Genomic DNA, 23,355 nt, shown 5'->3' on the forward strand with positions numbered 1-23,355 from the left:
GCACTCCTGATTTGTGGGATCCAGATGTACGCCCGCTTCCCGCGGTCGACTATTCGCGATAATATCGATGCGGTATGAAGCAGAACTTCACAGTCAGGCAAGGCGCGCTCGATGGCGTTGAGGCGTTTCTGAGCGTTGCCCGGCACCGTAGTTTTCGCAGGGCAGCTGGCGAACTCGGAGTGACCCCATCGGCAATCAGCCAGGCCGTACGCGCTCTTGAGGAGCGTGTCGGCGCAGTGCTCTTCATCCGCACGACGCGCAGTGTCGGTCTGACTGAAGCCGGCGAGCGGTTCCTGACGCGCGCAAAGCCCGCTTTCGAGGAACTGGTCGCCGCAAGCGCGGTAGCGCGTGAGCTCGGGCAGAGACCGGCTGGACTGTTGCGTCTCACAGTGCCGCCGGCAGTGGTGCCGATCCTGCTGGAGCCACTGATCGCATCCTTCTGCCAGGCCTTTCCCGAGGTCGAGGTGGAGGTCTCCGCGAATGAGGAATTGGTCGATATCGCCGCCGAGGGATTTGACGCCGGTATCCGGCTCGGCCAGTTCATCGCAGCYGACATGGTCGCGGTCCGGCTGACGCCGTCCTTCCCGCTGGTGGTCGTCGGCAGCCCCGAATATCTGCGCCGGAGAGGGCGGCCCGAGCGTATCGACGATCTGCGTCAGCATGCCTGCATCCGCATGCGCCGCTCGAACGGCTCAATCGCGCCGTGGTCGTTTGTCAACGGCAAAGACCCGATCGAGGCTGTCGTCTCCGGCCCGCTGATCGCCCATGATTTCCCCACCATGCTGGGAGCCGCTGTCGAAGATATGGGGCTTGCGCAGGTGCCGGAGCCAATCGCCGCCGGACCCGTGAAGGCGGGAAAACTCGTCCGCGTCCTGGAGGCGTTCGCCCCGATGGCGCCGGGTGTGTTCCTCTACTATCCCAGCCGCCATCAAGTGATGCCGAAGCTGCGGGCCTTTATCGATCACGTGAAAGGCCGGGCGGATGCTGGCGACAAACCCCGAATTCACATCGATGACACGCAAACACCAGCCACGAAAATGCGCTGAGGTGGAAAGCGCTGACCAGAATAGATCCAAACACTTTGTGAAGCAGATCAACGATACGAGGCGACCGTTGTTGCGAAGATAATGCCGCATCCATTGATTTCGAACGCCTAGATGACGCTCAAGATTGCCCATCACACGCGGTTTTGATATTCCCGATCCTCAAGGGATCGGTGGGGCGAGGCGGGCGTCTTCATGCCGGTTCTACCGATCATGACTGCAGTCTCACGGCCCGGCAGCCGGAGCCCCACGATCATCCATCCTGTTGTCGGAGAACATATGCTCGACGAGGTCTTTCCCATTCCGACCAGGGCCTTGATCCGCCAGGGTGGGCGGGCCTGTTTTTATCGTCTCGTCAATACGAGCCCCTTGTTGATACAGGTGCAATCGGGAACGAAGATTGTCATGGCAGATGACAGGGCTTTGCGCCTCGAGGCGGGCGCCTATGGCTTGCTGCCCGACTACAGACCGTTGACGATGGAGAACATTCCCAAAGCGCCGCAGAAGTATCAGACCCTGGCGCTTCCCGTTCCGCGACCGCTCTTCGAGGAAGCCTATATCAGAATGGGATCGATCGCTGTTCCATCGAGGCCTGTGCCGGCAGGCACCTCCAGCCTGCCGGAGGAAGCCGAGGCATTGTTTGACTATTGCTGTCAGCCCGGCAATCTGACGAGGCTTCCCGGCGCGATTGCCAAGGCTCGCTTGATGGAACTGATCACCTGGTTTGCGCTCTGTGGAGCGGTGTTGGGTCAATGCCAAAGTCCTCGGCTCGAGGACCGGCTGCGGCAGATGATCGAAAGTGATACGGCCTTTGATTGGACGCTGGGGCACGCGGCGCGCTCGTTCAACATGAGCGAAGCGACGCTCAGGCGTAAGCTGGCTGCGGAGAATACCGGCTTCAGTGAGATCTTGAGCGATACAAGGATGAATCGCGCCTTGGGCCTCATCCAGACCACTACCCTGCCGATGGCGCAGGTTGCGCTTGAGGTCGGTTACGATTCACCGTCTCAATTCGCGGCGCGGTTCAAAGAGCGGTTTGGCGTCAATCCACGCCATGTGAKGGGCGGCTCCGAGCGTTTTGAGCGGATCGGGGCAGAAGTTGAGCGTAGCGGGGCAGATGCACATGCTCGGTGACGATAGTTTTCCTGCATAATCAACCGCAGGAAAACAGAATGCGTTTTATCACAGCAGTACTTCTCGCCACATCCGTCTTTGGCGCGACGGCCGCACAGGCCGAAATGAAGCTCACCTCGAAGGATTTGATCGCCGGCAAGTCCATGACCGATGCGCAGGTCTTCAACAGCTTCGGCTGCGCCGGCAAGAACATCTCGCCGGAGCTGACCTGGTCGGGCGCTCCTGAGGCGACCAAGAGCTTCGCCATCATGGCTTACGATCCGGATGCTCCCACAGGCTCGGGCTGGTGGCATTGGTCGGTGTTCAACATTCCCGCAGATGCCTCGGAGATCGCCACCGGCGCCAGCGGTAGCAAAAAGCTTCCCGCAGGCACTGTCGAAGGTCGCACCGATTTTGGCATGTCAGGCTATGGCGGCGCGTGCCCGCCGGCCGGCGATCAGCCGCACCACTACCAGTTCACCGTMTACGCGCTCTCGGTCGACAAGCTCCCGCTTCCCGAGACCGCGCCGGCTGCCATGGTTGGCTTCTATGTCAGGGCCAATACGCTCGCCAAGGCCTCCGTCGAGGTCACCTACGGCCGCTGAAGCCGGCTTCGGATCGTAGTCGTCATTCCCTTTATGACAACGGCCGGCCGAGGTGACTGAACCTCGGCCGACCGTTTCCCATGCGGGCTTCTCTGCCTATAAAACCTAGGCAGTCATTGCTTGCCAGCAGATCAACGGTCCGTCTTCAGCATCGACCCGCTCGCCGATTTGGACAAAGCCATTGCGTTCAAGAACACGCTGTGACGCGATGTTGTCGACCCCGGTCTCTGCGGAGATCAGGGCCACGCGAGGGTCGTTTCGCCCCCACTCCAGCAACTGACCTATGGCCCGCGTGGTGCATCCACGACCCTGGTGTGAAGGCGCAACCCCATAGCCGATATGGATGTTTCCATCTTGTGGAACCCGAACGATGGAGCAGAGGCCGACGATCTCGCCATCCTCCACGATCATCCAGGCCGACGGCGAAAATTCTGCGCCTATGTCAGCCGCGAGGCGGTTCAACATCGCCAGTACTTCAGGAGGCGCAATGGCGCTGTCTTGGACAAGGTGCAGATTTCGAGGCGCGATGCCCTTCAGCAGCGCTTCGAAATTATTAGTGGTTAGTTCGATGATCATAGTCTTCTCGACGTTAGACATGCGCCAGCATTGGGCGCGCTAAGGCCGAGCGATAGAGCGAGGATCAGCTCTCGGTCACGATGCCGTGCGCCTTCATCCCTACCGCCGCAGCCGGTGAGTTCTGGATCGTTGCGACGGCAAACAAAGGCATTCTCCTATAAGAAGGAAATGCGAATAACAGTGCCGGGCGAGGATCGCAAGATGCTCCGATCGGGCGGCACGCCGGCTGATCCATGCCAAACAGCAAGATCGGTCGAGCGCTGCGTTGCCGAAGGAATCTAGTTTGAGCTGCCACGGAGACCAAGACGAATGACCGCAGCGCTTCGGAACTATCATGAGCGAATGCAACGAGTGCTGGATTATGTCGATCGGCACCTCGATGACGATCTCGATCTTGACGTTGTAAGCGGCGTCGCAGCCTTCTCGAAGTTTCACTTCCACCGGCAGTTTATGGCGACCTTCGGATTGTCAGTGCATCGCTATATCCAGCTTGCCCGCATGAAGCGCGCTTCATACCGGCTGGCCTACAGGGACGAAGAACGCGTCACTGATATAGCGATGGATGCCGGTTACAACGCACCGGATGCCTTCGCCCGCGCCTTTCGGCAACGGTTCGGGCAATCGCCTTCGTCGTTCCGGAAGTCTCCCGAGTGGGAGCCGTGGCTTGCCGCCTTCGGGCCTCTCGACAATGCAAGGAGCAAGCTCATGCAGAAGACTCTTACCACTGACGACGTGATAATTCGCAATGTGCCCACCACGCCGGTGGCGATCATGGAGCATCGGGGCGACCCTGCGACGCTCCGCGCCACCATCCAGCGGTTCATCGCGTGGCGCAAGGCCGCTGGCCTGCACCCCAGGACAAGTCCGACCTTCAACGTCTGGCGATCCGAGCGGCGTCCTCAGTCGCCTGCCGATTATAGCGTGGACCTTTGTGTCGGGACCGACCAACCGATCGAGGCGAACGGCGAAAAGATCAAAGCTGGCGAGATCCCTGGCGGACGCTGCGCGGTGCTGCGCGTCGTCGGCAACGCCGACAATCTGGAGCCCGCCGCGCTTTACCTTTATCGCGACTGGCTTCCGGCCAGCGGCGAGGAAGCGCGCGACTTCCCGATCTATTGCCAGCGGCTGAGCTTCTTCCCGGAAGTGGCGGAGCATGAGGCGGTGGCGGAGTTGTTTCTGCCGCTGAAATAGCGCCCTGTGATGACGGCTTGTCCATTCTGATCGCTGGAAGCGGACAGGCCGTTGTCCACCCCAGGCCGGCCGGTTGGCGACCATCAGGTCGCGGATTTATGCGCAAAACCAATTGCGATATGAAATCAGTTGAGCTAACTTCCAACCGATTGCATTATGCAAGCAGACCTGTGCGGAAATGCCGTCTAAGGAAAGGAAGTGAGTATGGGTAAACTTGTGTTTGGAATGAACCAGTCCCTGGACGGCTACGTCGATCATATGGCGTTTGCGCCAGGCCCGACGCTCTTCCGCCACTTCATCGAAGAGGCTCAGCGGCAGGCGGGCAGTGTGTACGGTCGCCAGATGTATGAGGTCATGCGTTACTGGGACGACGAACATCCTGAATGGGATGCAGAGCGACAGGCCTTCGCGGCGGCGTGGCGGAACCAGCCGAAATGGGTCGTCTCGCGCTCGTTGACGTCGGTCGGTCCCAATGCCAGGCTCGTTGGGGAAGATCTTGAGGCTGCAATCCGCGAGCTGAAGGCGGAACGCGACGGGGAGATCGAAGTTGCCGGCCCCAATTTGGCGCGAAGCCTCACCGAACTTGGCCTGATCGATGAGTATCGAATCTACCTGCACCCCGTCGTGATCGGTCACGGCAAGCCATATTTCGCCGGACCCCGGCCGCCGCTCCGCCTGATGGCTCATGACCGGATTGGCGAGGATGTGATCAGGTTGACCTACGTGCCTGCTTGATCTCGCGACTTGCCAGATGAAAATCGCAGCGCGGCTTCCGACCGGATTACGGCAGGCGTCGCCGGCGACCTGCCGGGCGTCAGTCGCGCGATATGGGCAGCCCCGCGAGAAGCGGAGCGTATGCGGCGAGCCTGCGGGATACGAACTCCGTGAAGAGCCGCACGCGCTTCGTCTTGCGTGTCTCCCCCTGTGTGAGAAGCCAGAGCGTTCCGTACATGTGCAGGTCGATGCCCGGCACCCTCAACAGGTGGGGATCGGCATCTCCGACGAAGCAGGGCAGTGTCGTGATCCCGAGCCCTTGCCGTACAGCAACGATCTGCGCCTCGCCGTCCGTGGTCCTGAATGGAACCCCCGTGGTGCGAACCTCACCCTCGCTGGCCCAATCCGGAATGCCATGAATGCTTATGACGATCCACCGGATGGGATCAGGCGCGCCCGCACGCCAAGCGGCTAGTCGATTGCAGGACATGTAGACGCCGCCGAACAGCTCCGGTCCCTTCACGCCGTGAAGATTGAGCGGCAGGGTTTTGCGGTCGTAGACGACGMGGATCGCCACGTCGGCCTCCCGGTTGGTCAGATCGCTTCCATCTGGTTCGCGAGCTCGAGGACCTCCTCGCCCGCAGCCGTCAGGCGGTAGCCCGAAGGCAGCTTTTCGAACATCTGCGCCCCGAGGCGTTCCTCGAGCTGCGCGATGCGTCGCAGCACGGTCGCGTGATTGACCCCGAGACGCCCGGCGGCAGCCCGCACCGAGCCTCCGCGCGCCACGGCAAGAAAGTAGCGAATGTCATCCCAGTCGATCATGGTGCAATCCGGCACCGCGCGGTGCGCCTTCCCAAGCCAGTATCTAACGCGTCGTACAGCAGTGCGGGCGGTCATCATAACCTATGTAGGCAAGGACGGCCCGATTCCAAACGGCGGACACCGATCGTCGCGGCTGGCATCAGTCGTCCGGCGGATCGATTTTGCACCACCGATGTGCGCGCTTCCGCACTCAACAACTGATGCCGGCGGACCCATTTCGACGGTCTCGGGGGTGTCCCCGAATGACCAAAGGCAGAGCCTGTAAGGAGAAGTCATGGGAAAGCTTGAAGGTAAGGTTGCAGTCATCACGGGTGGGTCGAGCGGCATGGCGCTGGCGAGCGCCAAGCGGTTCGTTGAAGAAGGCGCCTATGTTTTCATCACGGGCCGGAGACAGGAATCGCTGGACGAGGCCGTCAAGCTGATTGGCCGGAACGTAACCGGTGTGCGCGGCGACGCGTCCAATCTCGACGACCTCGACCGCCTGTTCAATATAGTCAAACGGGAAAAGGGTAAGATCGACATCCTGTACGCGAGCGCCGGCACGGGCGAAGCCGTCCATCGCGAGGTTGCGAACGCCCTGCCGAGCTGGGAAGGCAAGACAGTCATTGACGCGACGAACGCATTTCCCGTCCCTGAAGAGCTGGACGGCCTCCCGTCCTCCGCCTTCGTCGCGAAGGCATTCACCGGCGCCAAGCTCGTGAAAGGGTTCAATCACCTGATTGCCGCCACCCTGGCTGCCGATCCGATCGTCGAGGGTGGCCACCGGGTCGTCTTTCTGTCGAGCGACGACGAGGACGCGATCGCTCCCGTGGCGGACTTGGCCAAACAACTCGGCTTCGCACCCGTCAAGCTGGGAAAGTCCGACGAGGGTGGCGCGCTGGTGCACGCACGCGGCCGCACTTGGGGCCAGCTCATCTTCCAGGATTTGTTCAAGAAGGAGCAGTAATCGATCTACGACCCATGTGATCGACGCCGAGAACTGGTCGCGCGTACTAGAGCAATTCCAGGAAAAGTGCGAAGCGGTTTTCTGTCCGGAATTGCGTGAAAACAAAAGGTTAGAGCGGTTCTGCGCTGCTGTGAAAAGTTGAACCACTCTAACGTCTTCGAGCAGCGCGCGACCGAATATTTGAAGGCCACAAAGTCGCAAAGGTTGGGGTGGCGCGATGCCGCCAGAGCGATGGCCGCCTGGATGCGAAGCATAGATGTTGTCGCGTCCCGGTGCCGTGTTGGCAGCGACGTGACCGATCCATTCGTCCGCGACAGCACGGCGGCAAAGCGGACCTGCAGCACCACCTTGACGACGCGGTAAATCTCCTCAGCCGTGGCATCGCCGGCCGTATTGGAACGTAATCGTTGGCTCCAATCACAGCATCCACTGCGAGGGGCGCAGTGGCGACAAGAACGCCGCCGCCGCCGCGCGGAAAAGCAAATGCGACGTGAGACGAGGCGATCGTCTTCGTCCTTTGGGGGACCGACAAGGGACGCAATCACTGCAGCCGAACGAGGCGGCGTCATCCCGCGTCAGATCCGCTGCAATTTGAGACATCGGGAGCGGTTCCTGTTCCACCGTATTGAGGCCGCAGCCGGCGACCAGGCGGGGCGGGCGTGGCCATGACGGTGCAGGGTGCCCCTCTATTCAGATGCTGTCGCGAGTGTCTATTTACACGGACCGCGTTCGACAAAGACTCGAAAGGAGTAGTCATGCTCAAGACATACACCGGCGGCTGCCATTGTGGTGCCATCCGATTCGAGGCCGATATCGACCTGGCGGCGGGCACTTGGAAATGCAATTGCACGATCTGCGCCAGGAATCGACTGTGGTCCTTCGAGGCCGGATCGCACGCCGTGCGGCTGCTGGCCGGCGCGGAATACCTGCAGGACTACAGCTTCAATGACCACGTCGCGCATCACTATTTCTGCAAGCGCTGTGGCGTCCATCCGTATGAGTTCGTCGACCTCCCAGCGGAGAACCGGCAGTACTACAACGTCAATGTGAACTGTGTGGAGGAACTGGACATGGACGCTGTGATGGCCGCGCCCATACACCATGTCGACGGCCTCCACGACCGATGGGACCGGGTGCCGGCAGAGATACGGCACCTCTGACCTCGGCGGCGGCCCGCCTTAGCACTCCGAAACACACTATCCCCTCACTCCCACTCGATCGTGCCGGGCGGCTTGCTCGTCACATCATAAACGACGCGGTTGATGCCGCGCACTTCGTTGATGATGCGGGTCGCGGCGCGGCCGAGGAATTCCATGTCGTAGTGGTAGAAGTCCGCCGTCATGCCGTCGACGGAGGTGACGGCGCGCAGCGCGCAGACGAATTCATAGGTGCGCCCGTCGCCCATGACGCCGACGGTCTGGACGGGCAGCAGCACAGCGAAGGCCTGCCAGATGGCGTCGTAGAGGCCGGCCTTGCGGATTTCGTCGAGATAGATCGCATCGGCCTCGCGCAGGATCTCCAGCTTCTCGCGGGTGATGCCGCCGGGGCAGCGGATCGCCAGGCCGGGGCCCGGGAAGGGGTGGCGGCCGATGAAGCTGTCGGGCAGGCCGAGTTCGCGGCCGAGCGCGCGCACCTCGTCCTTGAAGAGTTCGCGCAGCGGCTCGACGAGCTGCATCTTCATGCGCTCCGGCAGACCGCCGACATTGTGGTGCGACTTGATCGTCACCGACGGGCCGCCGGTGAAGGAAACGCTCTCGATCACGTCGGGATAGAGCGTGCCCTGGCCGAGGAAATCGGCGCCGCCGAACTTCTTTGCCTCTTCCTCGAAGGTCTCGATGAACAGCCTGCCGATGATCTTGCGCTTGGTTTCCGGATCGCTGACGCCCTCGAGTTCGCCAATGAAGCGATCGGCGGCATCGACGTGCAACAGGTGCAGATTGTAGTGCTMGCGGAACATGGCGACGACGCCGGCCGCCTCGTCCTTACGCATCAACCCGTGGTCGACGAGGATGCAGGTCAGCTGGTCGCCGACGGCCTCGTGGATCAAGAGGGCTGCGACGGAACTGTCGACGCCGCCCGAAAGCGCGCAGATGACGCGCTTGTCGCCCACTTGCGCGCGGATCTGCTCGACGGCCTTCTGGCGATAGGCCGACATCGACCAGTCGCCCTTGATGCCGGCGATGTTGTGAATGAAATTGCCGATCAGCTTGGCGCCATCAGGCGTATGCACGACTTCCGGGTGGAACTGCACGCCGTAATATTTGCGCTTCTCATCGGCGATGAAGGCATAGGGCGCGTTGGAGGAGGTGGCGACCACCTCGAAACCATCCGGCAGCGCGGTGACGCGGTCGCCGTGGCTCATCCAGACCTGATGGCGCGAGCCGGAGGACCAGAGGCCCTCGAACAGCTGGCAGTCCCTGTCGACCTCGAGGAAGGCGCGGCCGAATTCGCGGTGATGGCCGCTCTCGACCTTGCCGCCGAGCTGCATGCACATCGTCTGCTGGCCGTAGCAGATGCCGAACACCGGCAGGCCGCTGTCGAAGATGATGTCAGGCGCTCGCGGCGATCCCTCGTCCACCGTGGAAGCCGGGCTGCCTGATAGGATCACGGCCTTCGGCTGCAGGCGGTGGAAGCCCTCTTCGGCCGATTGGAAGGGAACGATCTCGCAATAGACGCCGGCCTCGCGCACGCGTCGTGCGATGAGCTGGGTCACCTGGCTGCCGAAATCGACGATGAGAACGGAGTCGGGATGTGCTGTCTGGGTCATGGCGAGGCTTTAATGAAAAGCGCATCGCCTTGCAATCCAGGAAATCGGCGGCATCGGGTTTTTATTGTTCCAATTGTCCCGACCCCACCAACCTGTCACCTGCCATTCAAAAACGGTTATCGGACGCTTCCAAAAGCGAAAAATTCACAAGTACGATGGGTTTGCGGTTTACTTGAACCAGAATTGCGCGGAATATTAGAAAATGGGAAGATAAGCCTTCGGCCCCACTCTCGAACATTGCGCCCGAACGGCTTTCCTCCCGTGGTTTCAAGGGAGGACCAATCATGAGGCGGATATTGTTCTACGCGGCATCGGCCGCGGTACTATCGCTCGGTGTCTCGCATGCATTTGCGCAGTCGGGCAGCGTCGAGAAAGCGGTTGGCGGCTACAACTTCGAAGAAGCCGCAAAGGAGGCCCCCGGCACGAAGGATTTCCATTCGGCTGACGGTCATTTGACCTTCGCGATCGTGACGCACACGGCAGGCAATGGCTTCTTTGACCCTGTCTATGTCGGCGCAACCGTCGCCGGCAATATGATCGGTGCCAAAATATTGCTGCTCGGCTCGGAATCGCCTGTGGACGACCCCGCCCGTGAGATCGAAATCCTAAACCAGATCGTTCAGGACCCGACCATCGACGGCATCATCATGACGACGCCGCAGGTCGGCGCATATAACGACATCGTCAAGGCTGCCGAGACGGCCGGCATCCCGGTCGCGACGACCAACTCGTTCGACGGCACCATTCTGCACCGGAACGCGATCAGCCATACCGGCCAGGACGCGTCGGCCGCGGCAATCGGCGGCGAGGCGCTCGCGACTTGCGTGCTTGGCAGTGGCGCGGCCAGCGGCTCGATCGTGCTGCCGTCCTCCACCGCGATGGGCAACATCGAGGTGAACAACCGAGTCACCGCCGCCTTCAATGCCATCGTCAAGACGTTGAAGGACGCCGGCAAGCTCGATGCCTTCAAGGTTGACGCCGGTCCGGAGAACGTCGGCATCGACACGAACCCGAACGACCCTGTCAACGCACTTGTTTCGCTCTTCGAGTCCCGTGGAGACGTGGTCGGCGCCTTCACGGCCAACAACGTCTTTACGCCGCCGCTCGTCAAGGCGGTTGCCCAGATGGGGCGGACCGGCAAGTTCTGCGCTTACGGTTTCGATCTCGGCCCGGCGCAGCAGGAAGGCATCGCAGCGGGGAATCTGACCGGCTCGCTCGGCCAGCAGCCCTTCCTGCAGGGCTTCTGGCCTGTCATGCAGCTTTATCTGCAGATCGATCGCGGTATCGCGGCTGCCAATCTCGATACGCGTGCCCAGCTTGTGACGAAGGAAACGGTCGCCAACGTCGGCAAGCGCTTCGAGAACTGACTGCCGTTCGAAACGCCTGAAATCAAGGCGGGAGGGCGCGAGCCGTCCCGCCACGCGACAGCAAGGATCGGTCGGTAAAAACTCATGGAGCCCGCCACGACGACATCGCTCGGCCGTGCGCCGCCCCAGCTCGTCGGCGGCTGGGAGGCGGGGCTCCTCATGTTCCTTGCGCTGCTCTACTTCGGCGGGGCCCTCGTCAATCCGACCTTCTTCGGATCGACAGAGGCCCTTCACGCGCTTTTGCGCGATACGTCCCGTGTGGGGATCATCGCGGTAGGAATGACTTTCGTCATCGCCAACAGGGACCTCGATCTTTCGGTTGGCTCGACCTACGGTCTGGTCGCGGTGGTCTTCGCCAGGCTTGTTGCCCCGAGCTTTCTCGATTTCGGCGTCATCCAGTCGGCGATCCTCTGTGTGCTGCTGGGCACGGTGATCGGCCTCGTCAACGGCGTGCTCGTCACCGTCTTGAAAGTGCCGGCCTTCATTGCGACGCTGACGATCCTCTTCATCGGTCGCGGCTTCGTGCTCGCGCTGACGCATGGTCAGGCAATCTATTACTCCGAAAAGGCGAAAGACTATCCGCTGTTCTTCCACCTGGGCGAGACGAACGGTCTCGGCTTCAACAACCAGATCGCGATCTTCTTCTTCATCGCCATCGTTGGGGCCTATATGCTTGCCAAGACCCGCTGGGGCTATGAGACTTTCGCCACCGGCGGAAACGAGCAGGCGGCGGCCTATGCCGGCATTCGCACACGCTGGGTGCGCATTCGCGCCTATCTGCTCTCCTCGCTTTGCGCAACCCTGGCGGCTCTCCTGTCGGCCGCGCAGGACAAAGGCGTGACCCCTCTCTATGGTGTCAGCTGGGAACTCACCGTTATCGCATCTGTCGTCATTGGCGGAGCATCGATCCTTGGCGGTCGCGGTCGCGTCATCGGGTCTTGCCTAGGTGCTGCGGTCGTTGTCCTGATTGACAAGGTGCTGCGTGAGGGATGGCCGATCACGCGCATCGTCGTGATCGACGGTGAAAGCATCGCAGTCGGCGCCAAGTTCACCCTGCCCGCAGGCGCCGTGCTGGTTTTCCTGGGCCTCCTTCTCGTCATCGCCGTGCTTATCGAGCCCTTCCTTATCAGGCGCCAGATTGCGGCCCGGCTATGGGCTTGGCTCCGCGGCCGGCCGCCGCCGCCTGCCTATGAGATCGGCGGCGTGGCGATTGAAGGTGTCCAGACCAAGGGGGCGATGGTGACCGACACGGCGCTGTCTGCCACCGGGCTTGGCAAGTTTCTCGCCCGTCGCGACGCACTTGCCATCATCCTGACCGCCGTGTTGTGGCTGACGGGGCTCGCGCTGAGGCCGGACTACTGGTGGAACCTGCCCAACACCTTCGCTATCCTGCTCAACTATACGGAACTGGCCCTCATCACGGTCGGGCTCACCTATGTCATCGCAGCCGGCGATATCGATCTTTCCGTAGGCGCGGTGCTCGCCCTTGCCGGCAGCACCGCAGCCTATTTCTTGAAGGTGCTCGGCGCCGACCCGCTCACCGCCGTGACGATGGGCCTGCTCGCGGGGATGACCGCCGGAGCCGTCAACGCTGCCGTCACAGTCGGCTTCAAACTGCCTGCCTTCATCGCCACGCTCGGMATGTTCTACATTGCCCGGGGCCTCGCCGCCTGGCTCGTCGCAGGGCAACAGCTGACCGGCTGGCCCGAGGGTTACAACCTGCTCGGACGCAAGGTGAATGACGTCCTCCTTCATTTCGGCCTTTCGCTACCGTCGGGGATCATTCGCACGGTGGCCGAGGTCGTCAGCATCCAGACGATCTGGATGTTTTTCGTTGCCGTGATCGCCGGCATCGTGCTCGCCTATACACCGTTCGGGCTGAAGGTCTGCGCCGCCGGCGGCAACGTCCGCGCCGCTGCCTATGCCGGCATCAACACCAACCGCGTGCGCTTCATCTCGCTCATGCTGTCGGCGCTCTGCGCGAGCATGGCGGGGATCATCAACGTCGCTTACTTTCGCAGCTTCAACCCCGTTGCCGGCCAGTTTCGCGAGCTCGACGCAATCGCCTCCGTGATCATAGGCGGCGGATCGATCTTCGGTGGCTACGGCACCATGATCGGCGCGCTTGCGGGAGCGGCCTCGATCACGCTCGTCCGGGCACTCCTGCAACTCAACGTGCAGGGATTCAGCATGCCGCAGCACTGGATCAATGTCTTTATCGGCATCATCCTGATCGTGGCGGTGCTGATCGACATATGGGTGCGCCAGACCAACATTTTCGGACGCCTGCGAACCCGCCTCGCAAGGCGCGCGCCAACACGGGACAGTAGTCATGGCTGACGCGACACCATCCGAGCCGATCGTGAAAATGCGGAGCATCGAAAAAGCCTTTGGAGCCGTGCAGGCGCTTCGCAAGGTCGATCTCACGCTTTATCCCGGTGAGATCCTAGGCCTGGTCGGCGACAACTCCGCCGGCAAATCGACGCTCATGAAGATCCTGACCGGTGCCTATCAACGCGATGCGGGTGATATCCTCGTTGCCGGGCAACCGGTGCGGTTCAAGAGCCCGCACGAGAGCCGCGATGTCGGCATCGAGATGATCTACCAGGATTTCGCGCTCTGCGGCAACATGGATGTCGGCCAGAATATCTTCCTTGGCCGCTGGCCGCTCAAAGGCCCCTTCGTCAATCGGCGGAAGATGTATTCGGAAGCAGACAGCGTGCTGAAACGGCTGAAGGTCGACGTGAACTCCGTCTATCAGAAGGTCGAAAGCCTTTCGGGCGGCCGCCAACAATCTGTTGCGATTGCCCGCGCGATCTCGTTCGAGCCGCGCGTCGTGATCCTCGACGAGCCGACCGCCAACCTTTCCGTGATGGCGACAGAACGGCTGCTCGAAACCATGTTGGAGCTGAAGAAGCAAGGCGTTGCCCAGATCATCATCTCACACCGCCTCGTCGACATTTTTGCCGTGGGTGATCGCGTCATGGTTCTCAAGCGCGGTGAGTATGTCGGCGACCGCTACATCAGGAACACGGACGAGCATGAAGTGCTGGAGATCATCGTTTCGGGCACGCGAGAGAATGCGCTGACAGCCGATGAGGCAAGATCCATTTGAACAGCCATTGTGAATCAGAAGCGAAGGTTGACTCCGGTCTGGTGAAACGCATCATATTGATTCTCAATCATAATTCGACGCGCAGGTGGGGTCACGACCGGCGCCGATGGAGCATCATGTCAGCCCGGAACGCTCGCGGCCCTGAAGAGGTTCACAGCGCAAACACGTTCCTGAGCAAGCGCCGGTCAGAAACGGTTTGCTTCGGAGAGGCGTGGCTGGCGAACACCCAGGGTAACATCGCACCGATCTCAAGCCTTCCTACTGGACTGCAGCGCTACGATGACTCGTTCAGCCATTGATGGCATGCGGAGCGCTTGCATCCGCCTGCGTGGCACGTGCCATACACTATAAATGCACTCATTGGTGCAGAGGAATTGCCTGTGGACGTTCGCCGTGGTTTAAACGAAGCTGGCCCGAGCCGGCATGGCGGGTCGCGGGGGGGGCCATCGTCCAGGCGGCCGGGCGCTAGTTCCTGGAGCGTGGCTTCGGCTTGGTGCAGTATGCACGACCTCGCTAAGACGGCCGGCGTAGCCCGCCGGACGCTTTACAACCAGTTCGCAACGAAGGAGGACATTTTCCGCGAGATGCTCCGCGGGGTGTCGGGACAGCTCAAGGATGCGTTTCCGCCCGGCATCGAGCCCGACGGCGACGGCGAAGACGTGCTCCGTGTTGTCGCGAGGAGGATCCTGGAGCTGCACAAGCAGCCGGAATACTGCGGGTTTCTGCGAATGGTGGTGGCTTTCCTTGGATTGCAAAGGAGTTTGCTGCGGTCATGGAGCCCCAAACTGAGAGGCTGGTGCAATATCTCGCCCATATGACCAGCCTGGGCATTCTGAATTGCCGCAATCCTTTGCTTGCGGCTCACCAGTTCATGGGGATGCTGAACGAGCCATCTCTGTGGCCCTGGATGATCGGTCGCGAAGGCCTACCCTTAGCCGCTGAGGACGTTGTGGAGACGCTCCGGACGTTTCTGCAGCGATATCGCCTCCCACAATCGAAGGGCAACAGTAAGGACGACGCGCGATAGCGAGTGGGACCACCGCGGCGAGCGTCTTTCGCAGTCGGGTACTCACTTTCGGGAAGGCGCCCGCTTTAGCAGTGTGCTTTTTGTCAGCTCTTGAAATGCAGGGATGTAACCGAGTTGATTGTCCCGTCACTTCGACAACCGGCGCCAAGTTGCCGCCTATGCAGGGTTGGCACCGACACCCTGGCAGAGCGGGAAAGTCGATCACGAGCAGGGAGTGTCGAAATCAGGCAATCCGAGGCTGCGCTCGACGCTCGTTCAGATCGTGTCCCCGGCACTCGGCTTTGCTATCTCCCGCCACCTTACACCACCTGCCGGGACACGATCCATTCAAGGGCTCAGAACCAGAAAACCCCGTCCTCCAGCGCCGTGAACAGGCTGTCGACGCCATAGGAGAGCTTGCGGTCGACGATGTGCAGATATTCGGTCCAGCCGGATATATGCTGCAGCTCGACAGCGCCGTCGGAAATGCCGCGAAGGCCGATCAGCGGCAGCTTGTAGCCCTGGCAGGCCCGCAGCACCGCATAGGTCTCCATATCGACCATGTCGGCGTCGATGCCTGTATAGGCGGCGCCCGAAATGATGTTGCCGCCGGTGGAAAGGCTTGCTTCGGCAATGCCGGGAATGCGCAGCGGCAGCTCGAGCGTTGCCGGCAGGTCGAGAAAGGGTGTCTTGCCCTTTTCAAAGCCGAGCGGCGAGGCGTCCATGTCGCGGTAGGAAACCGAGGTCACCTGATAGATTTCGGTCTGCTCCAGTTTCGCGGAGCCGGCCGAGCCGAGGGACACGACGAGATCGGGCAGGTCGTCGACGGCATCCAGCCGCGCCAATGTCTTGCTCAGCGCGATGGCTGCCTCGACCGGGCCGACGCCGGTCATCAAAGGTTCGATGCGCGAACGCAGGAAGGGACCGTATTCGGCCTCCGCCGCCATGACGAAAAGGATGGATTTCCCCGCGACCGATTTCAGTTCGAACTTCATCCTGTAATGCCCTCTCTACCGCGGATCACCATCATCGTTCCGGTCATGGAGGCGATGAGTTTGGCCGGCCCGTCGCTGATCGCGTAGCCTCGTCCGTCGGCGACGATGATGGTGGAGCCGGGTTTGGTGATTTCCCCGCGAAACAGGAAACGATCGCCGCGCCCCGGCGACATGAGGTTGACCTTGAACTCGATCGTCAGGATCGAGGCTTCCGGGTCGATGACGCTGTAGGCGGCAAAGCCGCAGGCCGAATCGAGCGCTGCGGAAATGATGCCTGCGTGCAGGATGCCGTGCTGCTGTGTCAGTTTGACGTCGAAAGGCAGCTCGATCTCGACGACCCCGTGCTCGACGCGCGTCAGCTCCGCGCCGATCGTCTCCATCGCCGCCTGCCGCGCAAAATTACGGCGGATTCGCGCGCGGAAATCGCCCCTGTCAGTCTCGCTCATGTCTGCCCCTCTTACAGCCGCGAAAGTGGCATGGCGCGCCGCATTCGACAAGCTGGACATTGCTGAAATCGGTCCGGGCGCCGATGGAAACCCGGGACCGTGTCGCCGGGGCAACCTTTCACCTTCCGTCGCCGTACAAGCCGGTACAGCCGGCCGGTACCGCTGGCCAATACCGCTGGCCAGTACCGCTGGATTGTGGCGATCCGATGCGAAGGCGATTGCAGCTTCGCGCGGTGCGCGTATTCTCCGCATCAGGTCGCGAAATGATGGAGCGCCAGCATGACGACGATATCGCAATCGGTCCGCAATTTCGAGACCTGGCTGGCCGGCGAACTCGGCGACGATCTCGTCAAGGACGATCTGCGGGAGAAGCACGAGAAGATGCGAAGCGGCGATTTCGTCTTCCTGCGCGCCACCTATTGGCGCTGGTGCGAGATCATCCTCGATATCTGCCCGGAACTCACAGGCGCGCCAGAGGTGCTGGCGATCGGCGATACGCATCTGGAGAATTTCGGCACCTGGCGCGATATCGAGGGCCGGCTCGTCTGGGGCGTCAATGATTTCGACGACGCGGCGGTGATGCCCCATGCATTTGATCTCGTTCGCCTTGCGACAAGCGCCGTCTTGGCGCGCGGTGACGACGGTCCCTCGGTTCGCATGATCGGCGAGCTGATCTTGAGCGGCTATCGCAGGGGCCTTGAAAGTCCGCTGCCCGTCATCCTCGAGCGCGACCATAAATGGCTGCGCAAGGCGTTGATTCTGCCGAATTCCGGACGCCGGGAATTCTGGKGGAAATACGAAATGTTGCTTCCCGGCAGCAAACCGCCGCCATCAGCCTACGTCAAGGCGCTCGCCGCCGCGCTGCCGTCCGGGGCAGGACCCTTCGTGCCGAAGCCGCGCAGCGGCGGCACCGGCAGCCTCGGCCGGCCGCGTTTCGTCGCCTATGCCGAATGGCAGGGTGGGCCGGTGCTGCGCGAGGCAAAGGCGCTGCTGCCGTCCGCCTGGTCGCTTCGCCACAGGCCGCAGGACGCGGTGATCCATGCAAGCGAGATCGCCAATGGGCGGGCGCGCTCAGCCGATCCGCACTACCGGGTTTCCGGCCGCATCCTCGTGCGCCGCCTCTCGCCGAACAGCTGCAAGATCGAAATCGACCGGCACCCCGAGATCCTGCTTTCGCCGACGATGCTCGAACTGATGGGCTTCGAGATCGCCAATTGCCATTCCGACGATGCGGCGGCGGTTGCAGTCATCCTGAAGGATTTAGCGGCGCGGGGAAACGAATGGCTGCACGAGGCGGCAAGGGCCGCGGCATCGAGCGTCAGCGCCGAGCAGAAAGCCTATTCGCGTGCCGCTAAAACTCCACTTCCGTGATTAGATCCGTACGATGTGCTGATCCCAGGCGACGTCGCTGCGGGTCGACAGGAAATCGCCATCATAGGAGGAGACGGCAAAGCCGTTTCTTGCCGGCGCGATGCCTGCCGCCTCCGGAACGGAAGTCTCGGCCAGCATCTTGCCCGTCCTAGCGTCGATGGTCACCGAGGCGCCGCCCTTCGGCGAGGTGATGCCGACGAGACCTTCGCTGCGATTGACCGCGATCGCCCCGACGTAATTGGCAAGCCTGCGCGTCGTCTCCTCCGGCAGGTCGATGAAGGAGAGATTCTCGCCTTTGGCGAAATGGCCGACGAGCGGCGGCAAATCCTTGCGGTGACCTTCATACTGGCAGGCGAACCAGATGCGGCCCTCGCCGTCGAGATCGACGTGGCGGGTGGAGAGTTCCGCCCATTCCGCCGGCAGCACATGTTTTTCGATCAGCGCCCCGGTCGCCGCATCGATCAGCGCCAGCGATGGCTGCATCTCGCCGAGATTGAGCTTGGTGCGGCCGAAATCCGGATGCGTCTCGATGCCGCCATTGGCGACGATGAGAAGGCGTCCGTCGTCAGAAACCGTCATGTCGTGCGGACCGATGCCGTAGGTCTCGAATTCGCCGATGCGGGTGAAGCGGTTGGTGGCGTCGTAAAGACCGATCATGCCGCGATTGCCGTCGAAGTCGTTCTCGCTGGCATAGAGCAGACGACCATTGGGAGAGAAGGCGCCATGACCGTAGAAATGCCGGCCCTCTGGCGAACTGATGGCGATCGGCTCGCCCTTGTTCCGGGGATCGAAGATCATCGCAAAGGTGCCCGGCCGGCGCGCGAAAGCGACCGTCTTGCCGGTGCTGGCGCTGAAGGCCATGCCGTGGGCGCGGGCGGGAAGCGTCATCTGATCGACGATCTCACCGCGCTCGGTCACGGTCGCAACGGCAAAGGAGCCGTCGGCTGCTCGAATGCCCGAGGCGTAGACCGCATCGGTCCGCTCCAGTGCCATCAGCGACCTCGGCGCCAAGGCTGCAAGGAAGCCGAGGCCGGCCGCCTTGACGAAACTGCGTCGGTCGATCTCGGCACTTCGCATCATCGTCTCAATCTCCGTCCGAAAAGGAAAAGCCGGCCGAAAGGCCGATCGCCGCGCCATATTCGTCGCTGATCCGGGTGATCAGGTCGCGGCTGTCGGCAAGCAGCGTATCGAGCTTGGCCTTCTCCGCATCGCTGGTGGCGACGTCGATGTCAGGATTGAGCTTCGGCACGCTGTCGAGCAGTGATTTGAAGTCCTCGTCGATCGCGGCGGCAATCGGCTGTTTGTCCGGCGGCAGAAGCTCGGCCATGCCGGCCTTCTGCCAGAGCGTGCGCAGGCCTTCCAGATTGGCGGCCATCGATTTCCAGGTATTTTTGGAGCGCCAGTAGATCGCCATGCGCGGCCGTGGCGCGGTGTCCTTGCCCTTGTAGAACTGCTCCAGCCGCTGGTCGCGGACATTCTCCGCACCATGGACGAGAATGCCGAGCAGCGCCGTCACCGCTTCCTTGTTGTCCATGAAATCGTTGCTCTGCGGGCCTGGATGTTTCCAGCTCGCCTGCACGCCATCGGGCTTTTCCCAGGCGGCGACGACTTCGCCGGCTTCGCGTTGGATATTGCCGGCGACCGCCTGGCCGTAAAGGCAGCGGAAACTGCCTTTCTGCCCGACGAGATCGTCGGAGCCATTGCCGTAAAGCACGTATTCCAGCGCCGTCAGGCCTTGCAACGCAACACTCTTGCCGGCGATCGCGTCAACGGTCGCGTCGTTCGGATCGGCCTTGGTGATCAGCGCCTGCACCTGCTTGAGGCCGACGCCCTTGCGGTCGGGATAAAACAGGATGTGCTCGAAGAGATTGTCCTGGATGACAGGCCCGGTCTGGACGATCTCGATGATCGACCAATAGCGGATCGTATCGTCGAAGGTGGACTTCGCCTTGTCGAGCGTCTGCTGCGTGCCGTCGGCGCAAAGATCCTTCATCGCCGTCGTCAGCCGGGCGGCCGATTGCTGCATGTTGCGATAGCCGGGACGGATCACCTCGTCGACGGCGCGCTGCATGACGGCGGGAACGGCATCCTCGTTCAGCCCTGCCGGCGGAGTGGTCGTCTGGGCGGCCGCGGATGTGGCGAGGCCGATCAGAGTAAGGCAGAGCAGGGGGTGCCAAAGGCGCATCAAAGTGACTCCAGGAATGTAATCAGGGCCGCCCTGTCGTCTGTCGACAGGGAGGAGAAAGCGTTGCGGGCCTTTTCAGCTTCGCCGCCATGCCAGAGGATCGCTTCGGTGAGGCTCCGCGCACGGCCGTCATGCAGGAAAAAGCTGTGTCCGCTGACAGTCCGGGTCAGTCCTATACCCCATAGCGGCGGCGTGCGCCATTCACGTCCACTTGCAAGACCGACCTGCTGTCCGTCGGCAAGCCCGTCGCCCATATCGTGCAGAAGAAAGTCGGAATAGGGCCAGATCAGCTGGAAGGACTGTGCTTTTTCAGGCGTATCCCGCCGGGTGACGAATTTCGGCACATGACAGGAAATGCAGCCGCTTTCGTAGAAGATCCGCTTGCCCTGCAGCGTCTCGGCGAAGCTCGCCTTGCGCCGTGCGGGAACGGCGAGATTTTCGGAATAGAAGGTGACGAGGTCGAGAATGGGACCCGGCGCTTCTTCTGCGCCCAGCCGTTTCTGCACCCCGGTCGGCATATCAAGGCATTTTTCTTCCGCCTTGGTGCAGTCGCCCTGCGCATTCGGCTGATCGGGCGTCGAGATGCCGATATCGTTGGCGAAGGCATCTGCACTCTGGTCGCGCACCGTGGCGTTCTGCGCCTTCCAGCCGAACCGTCCGAGCGCAATCTTGCCGCTGCGATGGTCGCGCACGATCGCAGCCTTCCCCGAAATGCCGTCGCCATCGGCATCATCCGGATCGGCATGGGCCAGGATATCGGCTTCGGGAATGGCCTCGATCAGTCCGAGGCCGATCATCGCCGAGGCGACACGCGGCGAAATCGTCGTCGCGGGATCGAGCGGTCCATAAGCGGGATTGACAACTGCATAGCTCGGCCGGCGCAGCGACACGATCTCGCCGTCGCCGAGCGTCACCCTCTCTTCGTGGTAGCTGATCGCCATCTTCCCCTCGGCAGCAAGGCCGGGAACGGCGAGGTCCTGCAGCTGATGGCCGTAAACCGGATCGGGAAAATTGACGACATCAGCACTCGCAACCGCCTTTTCTTCCTCCGGCGTCCTGGCCGCACGCGAAAGCCGCAGCAACATCGAGGTGGCGCTCGGGCCTCCCTCCGGCGGTCTGCCGCGGCCATCATTGACATGGCAGCTCATGCAGGAGCGGGCGTTGAACATCGGCCCGAGACCATCGGAGGCCTGCGTCGAGGAGGGAGCGGAAACCCAGAGCTTGCGGAAGAGCGCGTTGCCGAGCTTGAAATTCTGCTCTTCCTCGAAGGGGATATTGGCCGAAATATGCGAGAAGCTGTCCTCGGTGACGGGGTCGATCGAGGTCGTCGCTCCTGCCTGCATCGCTTCGTATTGTTCGGCCTTGGAAAAATCCGCCGTCGGCCGGGTGACGTCGGCGACACGTTGCAGATCGGCTTCGGAAAGGTCGGTGCGTTTCGTCGGCAGATCGAAACCGGCGGCGATGCTGACGGAATAACCGGCAAGCGTGGCGCAGAGCGCTGCGCTGGCGATCAATCGGCGGGCCGGGGCATGCGACATTTCAGGGTCCGGGCCGCTCCGGCTTTCGAAGCGGCCCGCCTTTTTGCTTATTTGAAGACGGCGTTAGGATTATCCAAGCTGTCGGAACCTTCAAGCTGAACCGTACCGAGATCGAGTGCGGCAATAACGCGCTGCACCGATTTCGTCTGGTCGATCAGCCCGTCGATGGCGGCCTGGACGACCGCATTGCCTTCCTTGTTGCCCTCGCCGATCATCTGGTCGTACTTCTCGACCGTCTCGCCGCGCTTTGCCATGGCGTTCATGGCATCGAGCGTCTTGTTGAGCTTGCCTTCCACTTCGGCATCGAGCGCCTTGTCCTTGGCGGCCACCAGATCGTGCAGCGACGGACCGCTGAGCTTGGTGCCGTCGGCGCGGGTATAATTGCCGGTATAGGCGGCAGCGATGCCGATCGCGTCGTTGAGATGCGAGTTATAGGTATTGTCCGAGAAGCAATCATGCTCTTCTTCCGGATCGTGCAGCAGCAGGCCGAGCTTCATGCGCTCGCCGGCAAGCTCGCCGTAGGAAAGCGAACCCATGCCCGTCAGGATCGCCACGAGGCCGGCCTTCGGATCGGCTTCGACGTTCTTCGTCGCCGCACCGTCCGGCGTCCAGTTGTCGGTCATTTCCTGCAGGTCGGAAACCAGCAGGGTGGAGGCGGACTTCAGATATTCGGCGCGCCGGTCGCAATTGCCGTGCGTGCAATTCTTGAGGTCGTAATCGGTTGCCGGGCGATCGCCGGCGCCGGGACCCGTGCCGTTCAGATCCTGGCCCCAGAGCAGGAATTCGATGGCGTGATAGCCGGTCGCGACATTGGCTTCGATGCCGCCGGCCTCGGCCAGCGTGCCCGAGAGGAATTCCGGCGTCAGCTTGGAGGCGTCGACATCCTTGCCGTCGATCTTGATCGTCTTGTTGGCGATGACATTTGCCACGTAGAGGGAATTTTCGTCGCTCTCGGTGCCGTAGGAGGCATCGACATAGTCGATCAGGCCTTCATCGAGCGGCCATGCATTGACCTTGCCTTCCCAGTCGTCGACGATCGGATTGCCGAAGCGATAGACTTCCGTCTGCTGGTAGGGAACACGCGCCTTTATCCATGCCTCCCTGGCGGCCTTGAGCGTCGCGTCGGTCGGCGCCTTCAGGAAGGCGTCGATCGCGGCGTCGAGCGCCTTGGCCGTCGTCAGCGAGTCTTCGTATTTCGCATGCGCCACGTCGGCATAGTGTTTCACCACGGCGGCGGCATCGGTCTCGGCATGCGCGGGAAGGGCGAGCAGGGCGGCGGGGGCAATCGCCAGCACGGCTGCGCGGAATGTGTTGAGCTTCATGATCCTCTCCTGTGACGGGATTTTCCGTCTACCGCATCGGCCCGAAAATCGGAATCGATTTTCGGAAAGCACGATGCGTCGATTCAAAGTGTTACAGCGTCCTTTGCGCGTCTGATAAGACGCGCGGCGCTGTAATCGGGCTCCGTCTCTTCGCGCAAAAGCAAACTGGTGTCAAACACTCCAGTTTGGAATGATTTTAAGAATGGACAGGCGCGGCTAACCGGTCATTTTTG

General features: G+C 61.7%; 21 protein-coding genes and 2 pseudogenes. 14 read left to right on the forward strand and 9 right to left on the reverse strand.

What is annotated here, in order from left to right:
• The first annotated feature begins 74 nt into the window (after positions 1–74).
• The 3 genes from AC1ECN_RS01395 (at position 75) to AC1ECN_RS01405 (ending at position 2,761) form a co-directional block, all read left to right on the forward strand.
• Entirely contained in the window at positions 75–1,046 is a 972-nt protein-coding gene (locus AC1ECN_RS01395; RefSeq protein WP_130673438.1) for a LysR family transcriptional regulator, read from the forward strand.
• Between the two features lie 276 nt (positions 1,047–1,322).
• On the forward strand, positions 1,323–2,177 hold the full coding sequence (locus AC1ECN_RS01400; protein ID WP_477951947.1) for a helix-turn-helix domain-containing protein: 855 nt from the start codon (positions 1,323–1,325) through the stop codon (positions 2,175–2,177).
• A gap of 38 nt (positions 2,178–2,215) precedes the next feature.
• Positions 2,216–2,761 carry a YbhB/YbcL family Raf kinase inhibitor-like protein gene (locus AC1ECN_RS01405; RefSeq protein WP_130673440.1) on the forward strand — a complete coding sequence of 182 codons (546 nt, stop codon included), beginning with the start codon at positions 2,216–2,218 and terminating at the stop codon, positions 2,759–2,761.
• 105 nt (positions 2,762–2,866) lie between these two features.
• Here AC1ECN_RS01405 and AC1ECN_RS01410 read toward each other — a convergent pair whose 3' ends face one another.
• Positions 2,867–3,358, reverse strand: coding sequence for a GNAT family N-acetyltransferase (locus AC1ECN_RS01410; protein WP_130656813.1), 492 nt, complete (start codon positions 3,356–3,358; stop codon positions 2,867–2,869).
• A 288-nt stretch (positions 3,359–3,646) separates the two neighbouring features.
• Here AC1ECN_RS01410 and AC1ECN_RS01415 point away from each other — a divergent pair, with 288 nt between their 5' ends.
• Positions 3,647–4,528, forward strand: a complete 882-nt coding sequence (locus tag AC1ECN_RS01415; RefSeq protein WP_130673441.1) for an AraC family transcriptional regulator — start codon at positions 3,647–3,649, stop codon at positions 4,526–4,528.
• Between the two features lie 204 nt (positions 4,529–4,732).
• On the forward strand, positions 4,733–5,263 hold the full coding sequence (locus tag AC1ECN_RS01420) for a dihydrofolate reductase family protein (RefSeq protein ID WP_130673442.1): 531 nt from the start codon (positions 4,733–4,735) through the stop codon (positions 5,261–5,263).
• Positions 5,264–5,342: 79 nt separating this feature from the next.
• Here the strand turns inward: AC1ECN_RS01420 and AC1ECN_RS01425 are convergent.
• Positions 5,343–6,064 (reverse strand): annotated as a pseudogene (locus AC1ECN_RS01425) (LysR family transcriptional regulator).
• Between the two features lie 274 nt (positions 6,065–6,338).
• Between AC1ECN_RS01425 and AC1ECN_RS01430 the strand changes: the two are divergent.
• On the forward strand, positions 6,339–7,010 hold the full coding sequence (locus tag AC1ECN_RS01430; protein WP_130673443.1) for an NADPH-dependent F420 reductase: 672 nt from the start codon (positions 6,339–6,341) through the stop codon (positions 7,008–7,010).
• A gap of 755 nt (positions 7,011–7,765) precedes the next feature.
• Entirely contained in the window at positions 7,766–8,170 is a 405-nt protein-coding gene (locus AC1ECN_RS01435) for a GFA family protein (protein WP_018069976.1), read from the forward strand.
• A 44-nt stretch (positions 8,171–8,214) separates the two neighbouring features.
• On the opposite strand, the gene guaA is transcribed toward AC1ECN_RS01435, so the two are convergent.
• A complete protein-coding gene (guaA, locus tag AC1ECN_RS01440; protein ID WP_477951950.1) occupies positions 8,215–9,777 on the reverse strand; it encodes a glutamine-hydrolyzing GMP synthase in 1,563 nt (520 codons plus the stop codon).
• 284 nt (positions 9,778–10,061) lie between these two features.
• Between guaA and AC1ECN_RS01445 the strand changes: the two genes are divergently transcribed.
• The 6 genes and pseudogenes from AC1ECN_RS01445 to AC1ECN_RS01470 form a co-directional block, all read left to right on the forward strand.
• Complete coding sequence (locus tag AC1ECN_RS01445) at positions 10,062–11,144, forward strand: substrate-binding domain-containing protein (RefSeq protein WP_018069978.1); 1,083 nt, start codon at positions 10,062–10,064, stop codon at positions 11,142–11,144.
• An 84-nt stretch (positions 11,145–11,228) separates the two neighbouring features.
• A complete protein-coding gene (locus tag AC1ECN_RS01450) occupies positions 11,229–13,484 on the forward strand; it encodes an ABC transporter permease (protein ID WP_018069979.1) in 2,256 nt (751 codons plus the stop codon).
• Positions 13,477–14,259 (forward strand): ATP-binding cassette domain-containing protein, encoded by a 783-nt coding sequence (locus tag AC1ECN_RS01455; protein WP_018069980.1) that lies wholly within the window; start codon positions 13,477–13,479, stop codon positions 14,257–14,259. Before AC1ECN_RS01450 ends, AC1ECN_RS01455 begins: the two co-directional genes overlap by 8 nt.
• A gap of 500 nt (positions 14,260–14,759) precedes the next feature.
• On the forward strand, positions 14,760–15,077 hold the full coding sequence (locus tag AC1ECN_RS01460; protein ID WP_245484734.1) for a TetR/AcrR family transcriptional regulator: 318 nt from the start codon (positions 14,760–14,762) through the stop codon (positions 15,075–15,077).
• Positions 15,032–15,286, forward strand: coding sequence for a TetR/AcrR family transcriptional regulator C-terminal domain-containing protein (locus tag AC1ECN_RS01465; protein ID WP_245484735.1), 255 nt, complete (start codon positions 15,032–15,034; stop codon positions 15,284–15,286). Before AC1ECN_RS01460 ends, AC1ECN_RS01465 begins: the two co-directional genes overlap by 46 nt.
• Positions 15,287–15,404: 118 nt before the next feature.
• Positions 15,405–15,548: pseudogene (locus tag AC1ECN_RS01470) on the forward strand (transposase); the annotation flags it as partial.
• A 73-nt stretch (positions 15,549–15,621) separates the two neighbouring features.
• Here AC1ECN_RS01470 and AC1ECN_RS01475 read toward each other — a convergent pair.
• Positions 15,622–16,260: a 5'-methylthioadenosine/S-adenosylhomocysteine nucleosidase gene (locus AC1ECN_RS01475; protein WP_003544703.1), complete on the reverse strand. Its 639-nt coding sequence runs from the start codon at positions 16,258–16,260 to the stop codon at positions 15,622–15,624.
• Positions 16,257–16,706 (reverse strand): PaaI family thioesterase, encoded by a 450-nt coding sequence (locus AC1ECN_RS01480; RefSeq protein ID WP_003544704.1) that lies wholly within the window; start codon positions 16,704–16,706, stop codon positions 16,257–16,259. Before AC1ECN_RS01480 ends, AC1ECN_RS01475 begins: the two co-directional genes overlap by 4 nt.
• A gap of 279 nt (positions 16,707–16,985) precedes the next feature.
• Here AC1ECN_RS01480 and AC1ECN_RS01485 point away from each other — a divergent pair, with 279 nt between their 5' ends.
• Positions 16,986–18,077, forward strand: coding sequence for a DUF2252 family protein (locus AC1ECN_RS01485; protein WP_477951953.1), 1,092 nt, complete (start codon positions 16,986–16,988; stop codon positions 18,075–18,077).
• On the opposite strand, the gene AC1ECN_RS01490 is transcribed toward AC1ECN_RS01485, so the two are convergent.
• The 4 genes from AC1ECN_RS01490 to AC1ECN_RS01505 are packed head-to-tail and all read right to left on the reverse strand — an operon-like array spanning position 18,078 to position 23,122.
• Positions 18,078–19,157 (reverse strand): DUF1513 domain-containing protein, encoded by a 1,080-nt coding sequence (locus tag AC1ECN_RS01490; protein ID WP_130662690.1) that lies wholly within the window; start codon positions 19,155–19,157, stop codon positions 18,078–18,080.
• A gap of 4 nt (positions 19,158–19,161) precedes the next feature.
• Complete coding sequence (locus AC1ECN_RS01495; protein ID WP_024322243.1) at positions 19,162–20,262, reverse strand: imelysin family protein; 1,101 nt, start codon at positions 20,260–20,262, stop codon at positions 19,162–19,164.
• Positions 20,262–21,800 (reverse strand): di-heme oxidoreductase family protein, encoded by a 1,539-nt coding sequence (locus AC1ECN_RS01500; protein WP_027689506.1) that lies wholly within the window; start codon positions 21,798–21,800, stop codon positions 20,262–20,264. The genes AC1ECN_RS01495 and AC1ECN_RS01500 overlap by 1 nt, the downstream gene beginning before the upstream one ends.
• 47 nt (positions 21,801–21,847) lie before the next feature.
• Entirely contained in the window at positions 21,848–23,122 is a 1,275-nt protein-coding gene (locus AC1ECN_RS01505) for an imelysin family protein (protein WP_024322241.1), read from the reverse strand.
• Positions 23,123–23,355: the final 233 nt, after the last annotated feature.

The sequence above is a fragment of the Rhizobium sp. 01N447_2 genome, assembly GCF_056399245.1.

Bases quoted from the DNA above. Each gene is read 5' to 3' on its own strand.
- AC1ECN_RS01410 (WP_130656813.1), bottom strand. From the start codon at position 3,358: ATGTCTAACGTCGAGAAGACTATGATCATCGAACTAACCACTAATAAT.
- AC1ECN_RS01415 (WP_130673441.1), top strand. From the start codon at position 3,647: ATGACCGCAGCGCTTCGGAACTATCATGAGCGAATGCAACGAGTGCTG.
- AC1ECN_RS01420 (WP_130673442.1), top strand. From the start codon at position 4,733: ATGGGTAAACTTGTGTTTGGAATGAACCAGTCCCTGGACGGCTACGTC.
- AC1ECN_RS01430 (WP_130673443.1), top strand. From the start codon at position 6,339: ATGGGAAAGCTTGAAGGTAAGGTTGCAGTCATCACGGGTGGGTCGAGC.
- AC1ECN_RS01435 (WP_018069976.1), top strand. From the start codon at position 7,766: ATGCTCAAGACATACACCGGCGGCTGCCATTGTGGTGCCATCCGATTC.
- AC1ECN_RS01445 (WP_018069978.1), top strand. From the start codon at position 10,062: ATGAGGCGGATATTGTTCTACGCGGCATCGGCCGCGGTACTATCGCTC.
- AC1ECN_RS01455 (WP_018069980.1), top strand. From the start codon at position 13,477: ATGGCTGACGCGACACCATCCGAGCCGATCGTGAAAATGCGGAGCATC.
- AC1ECN_RS01460 (WP_245484734.1), top strand. From the start codon at position 14,760: ATGCACGACCTCGCTAAGACGGCCGGCGTAGCCCGCCGGACGCTTTAC.
- AC1ECN_RS01465 (WP_245484735.1), top strand. From the start codon at position 15,032: ATGGAGCCCCAAACTGAGAGGCTGGTGCAATATCTCGCCCATATGACC.
- AC1ECN_RS01475 (WP_003544703.1), bottom strand. From the start codon at position 16,260: ATGAAGTTCGAACTGAAATCGGTCGCGGGGAAATCCATCCTTTTCGTC.
- AC1ECN_RS01480 (WP_003544704.1), bottom strand. From the start codon at position 16,706: ATGAGCGAGACTGACAGGGGCGATTTCCGCGCGCGAATCCGCCGTAAT.
- AC1ECN_RS01490 (WP_130662690.1), bottom strand. From the start codon at position 19,157: ATGATGCGAAGTGCCGAGATCGACCGACGCAGTTTCGTCAAGGCGGCC.
- AC1ECN_RS01495 (WP_024322243.1), bottom strand. From the start codon at position 20,262: ATGCGCCTTTGGCACCCCCTGCTCTGCCTTACTCTGATCGGCCTCGCC.
- AC1ECN_RS01500 (WP_027689506.1), bottom strand. From the start codon at position 21,800: ATGTCGCATGCCCCGGCCCGCCGATTGATCGCCAGCGCAGCGCTCTGC.
- AC1ECN_RS01505 (WP_024322241.1), bottom strand. From the start codon at position 23,122: ATGAAGCTCAACACATTCCGCGCAGCCGTGCTGGCGATTGCCCCCGCC.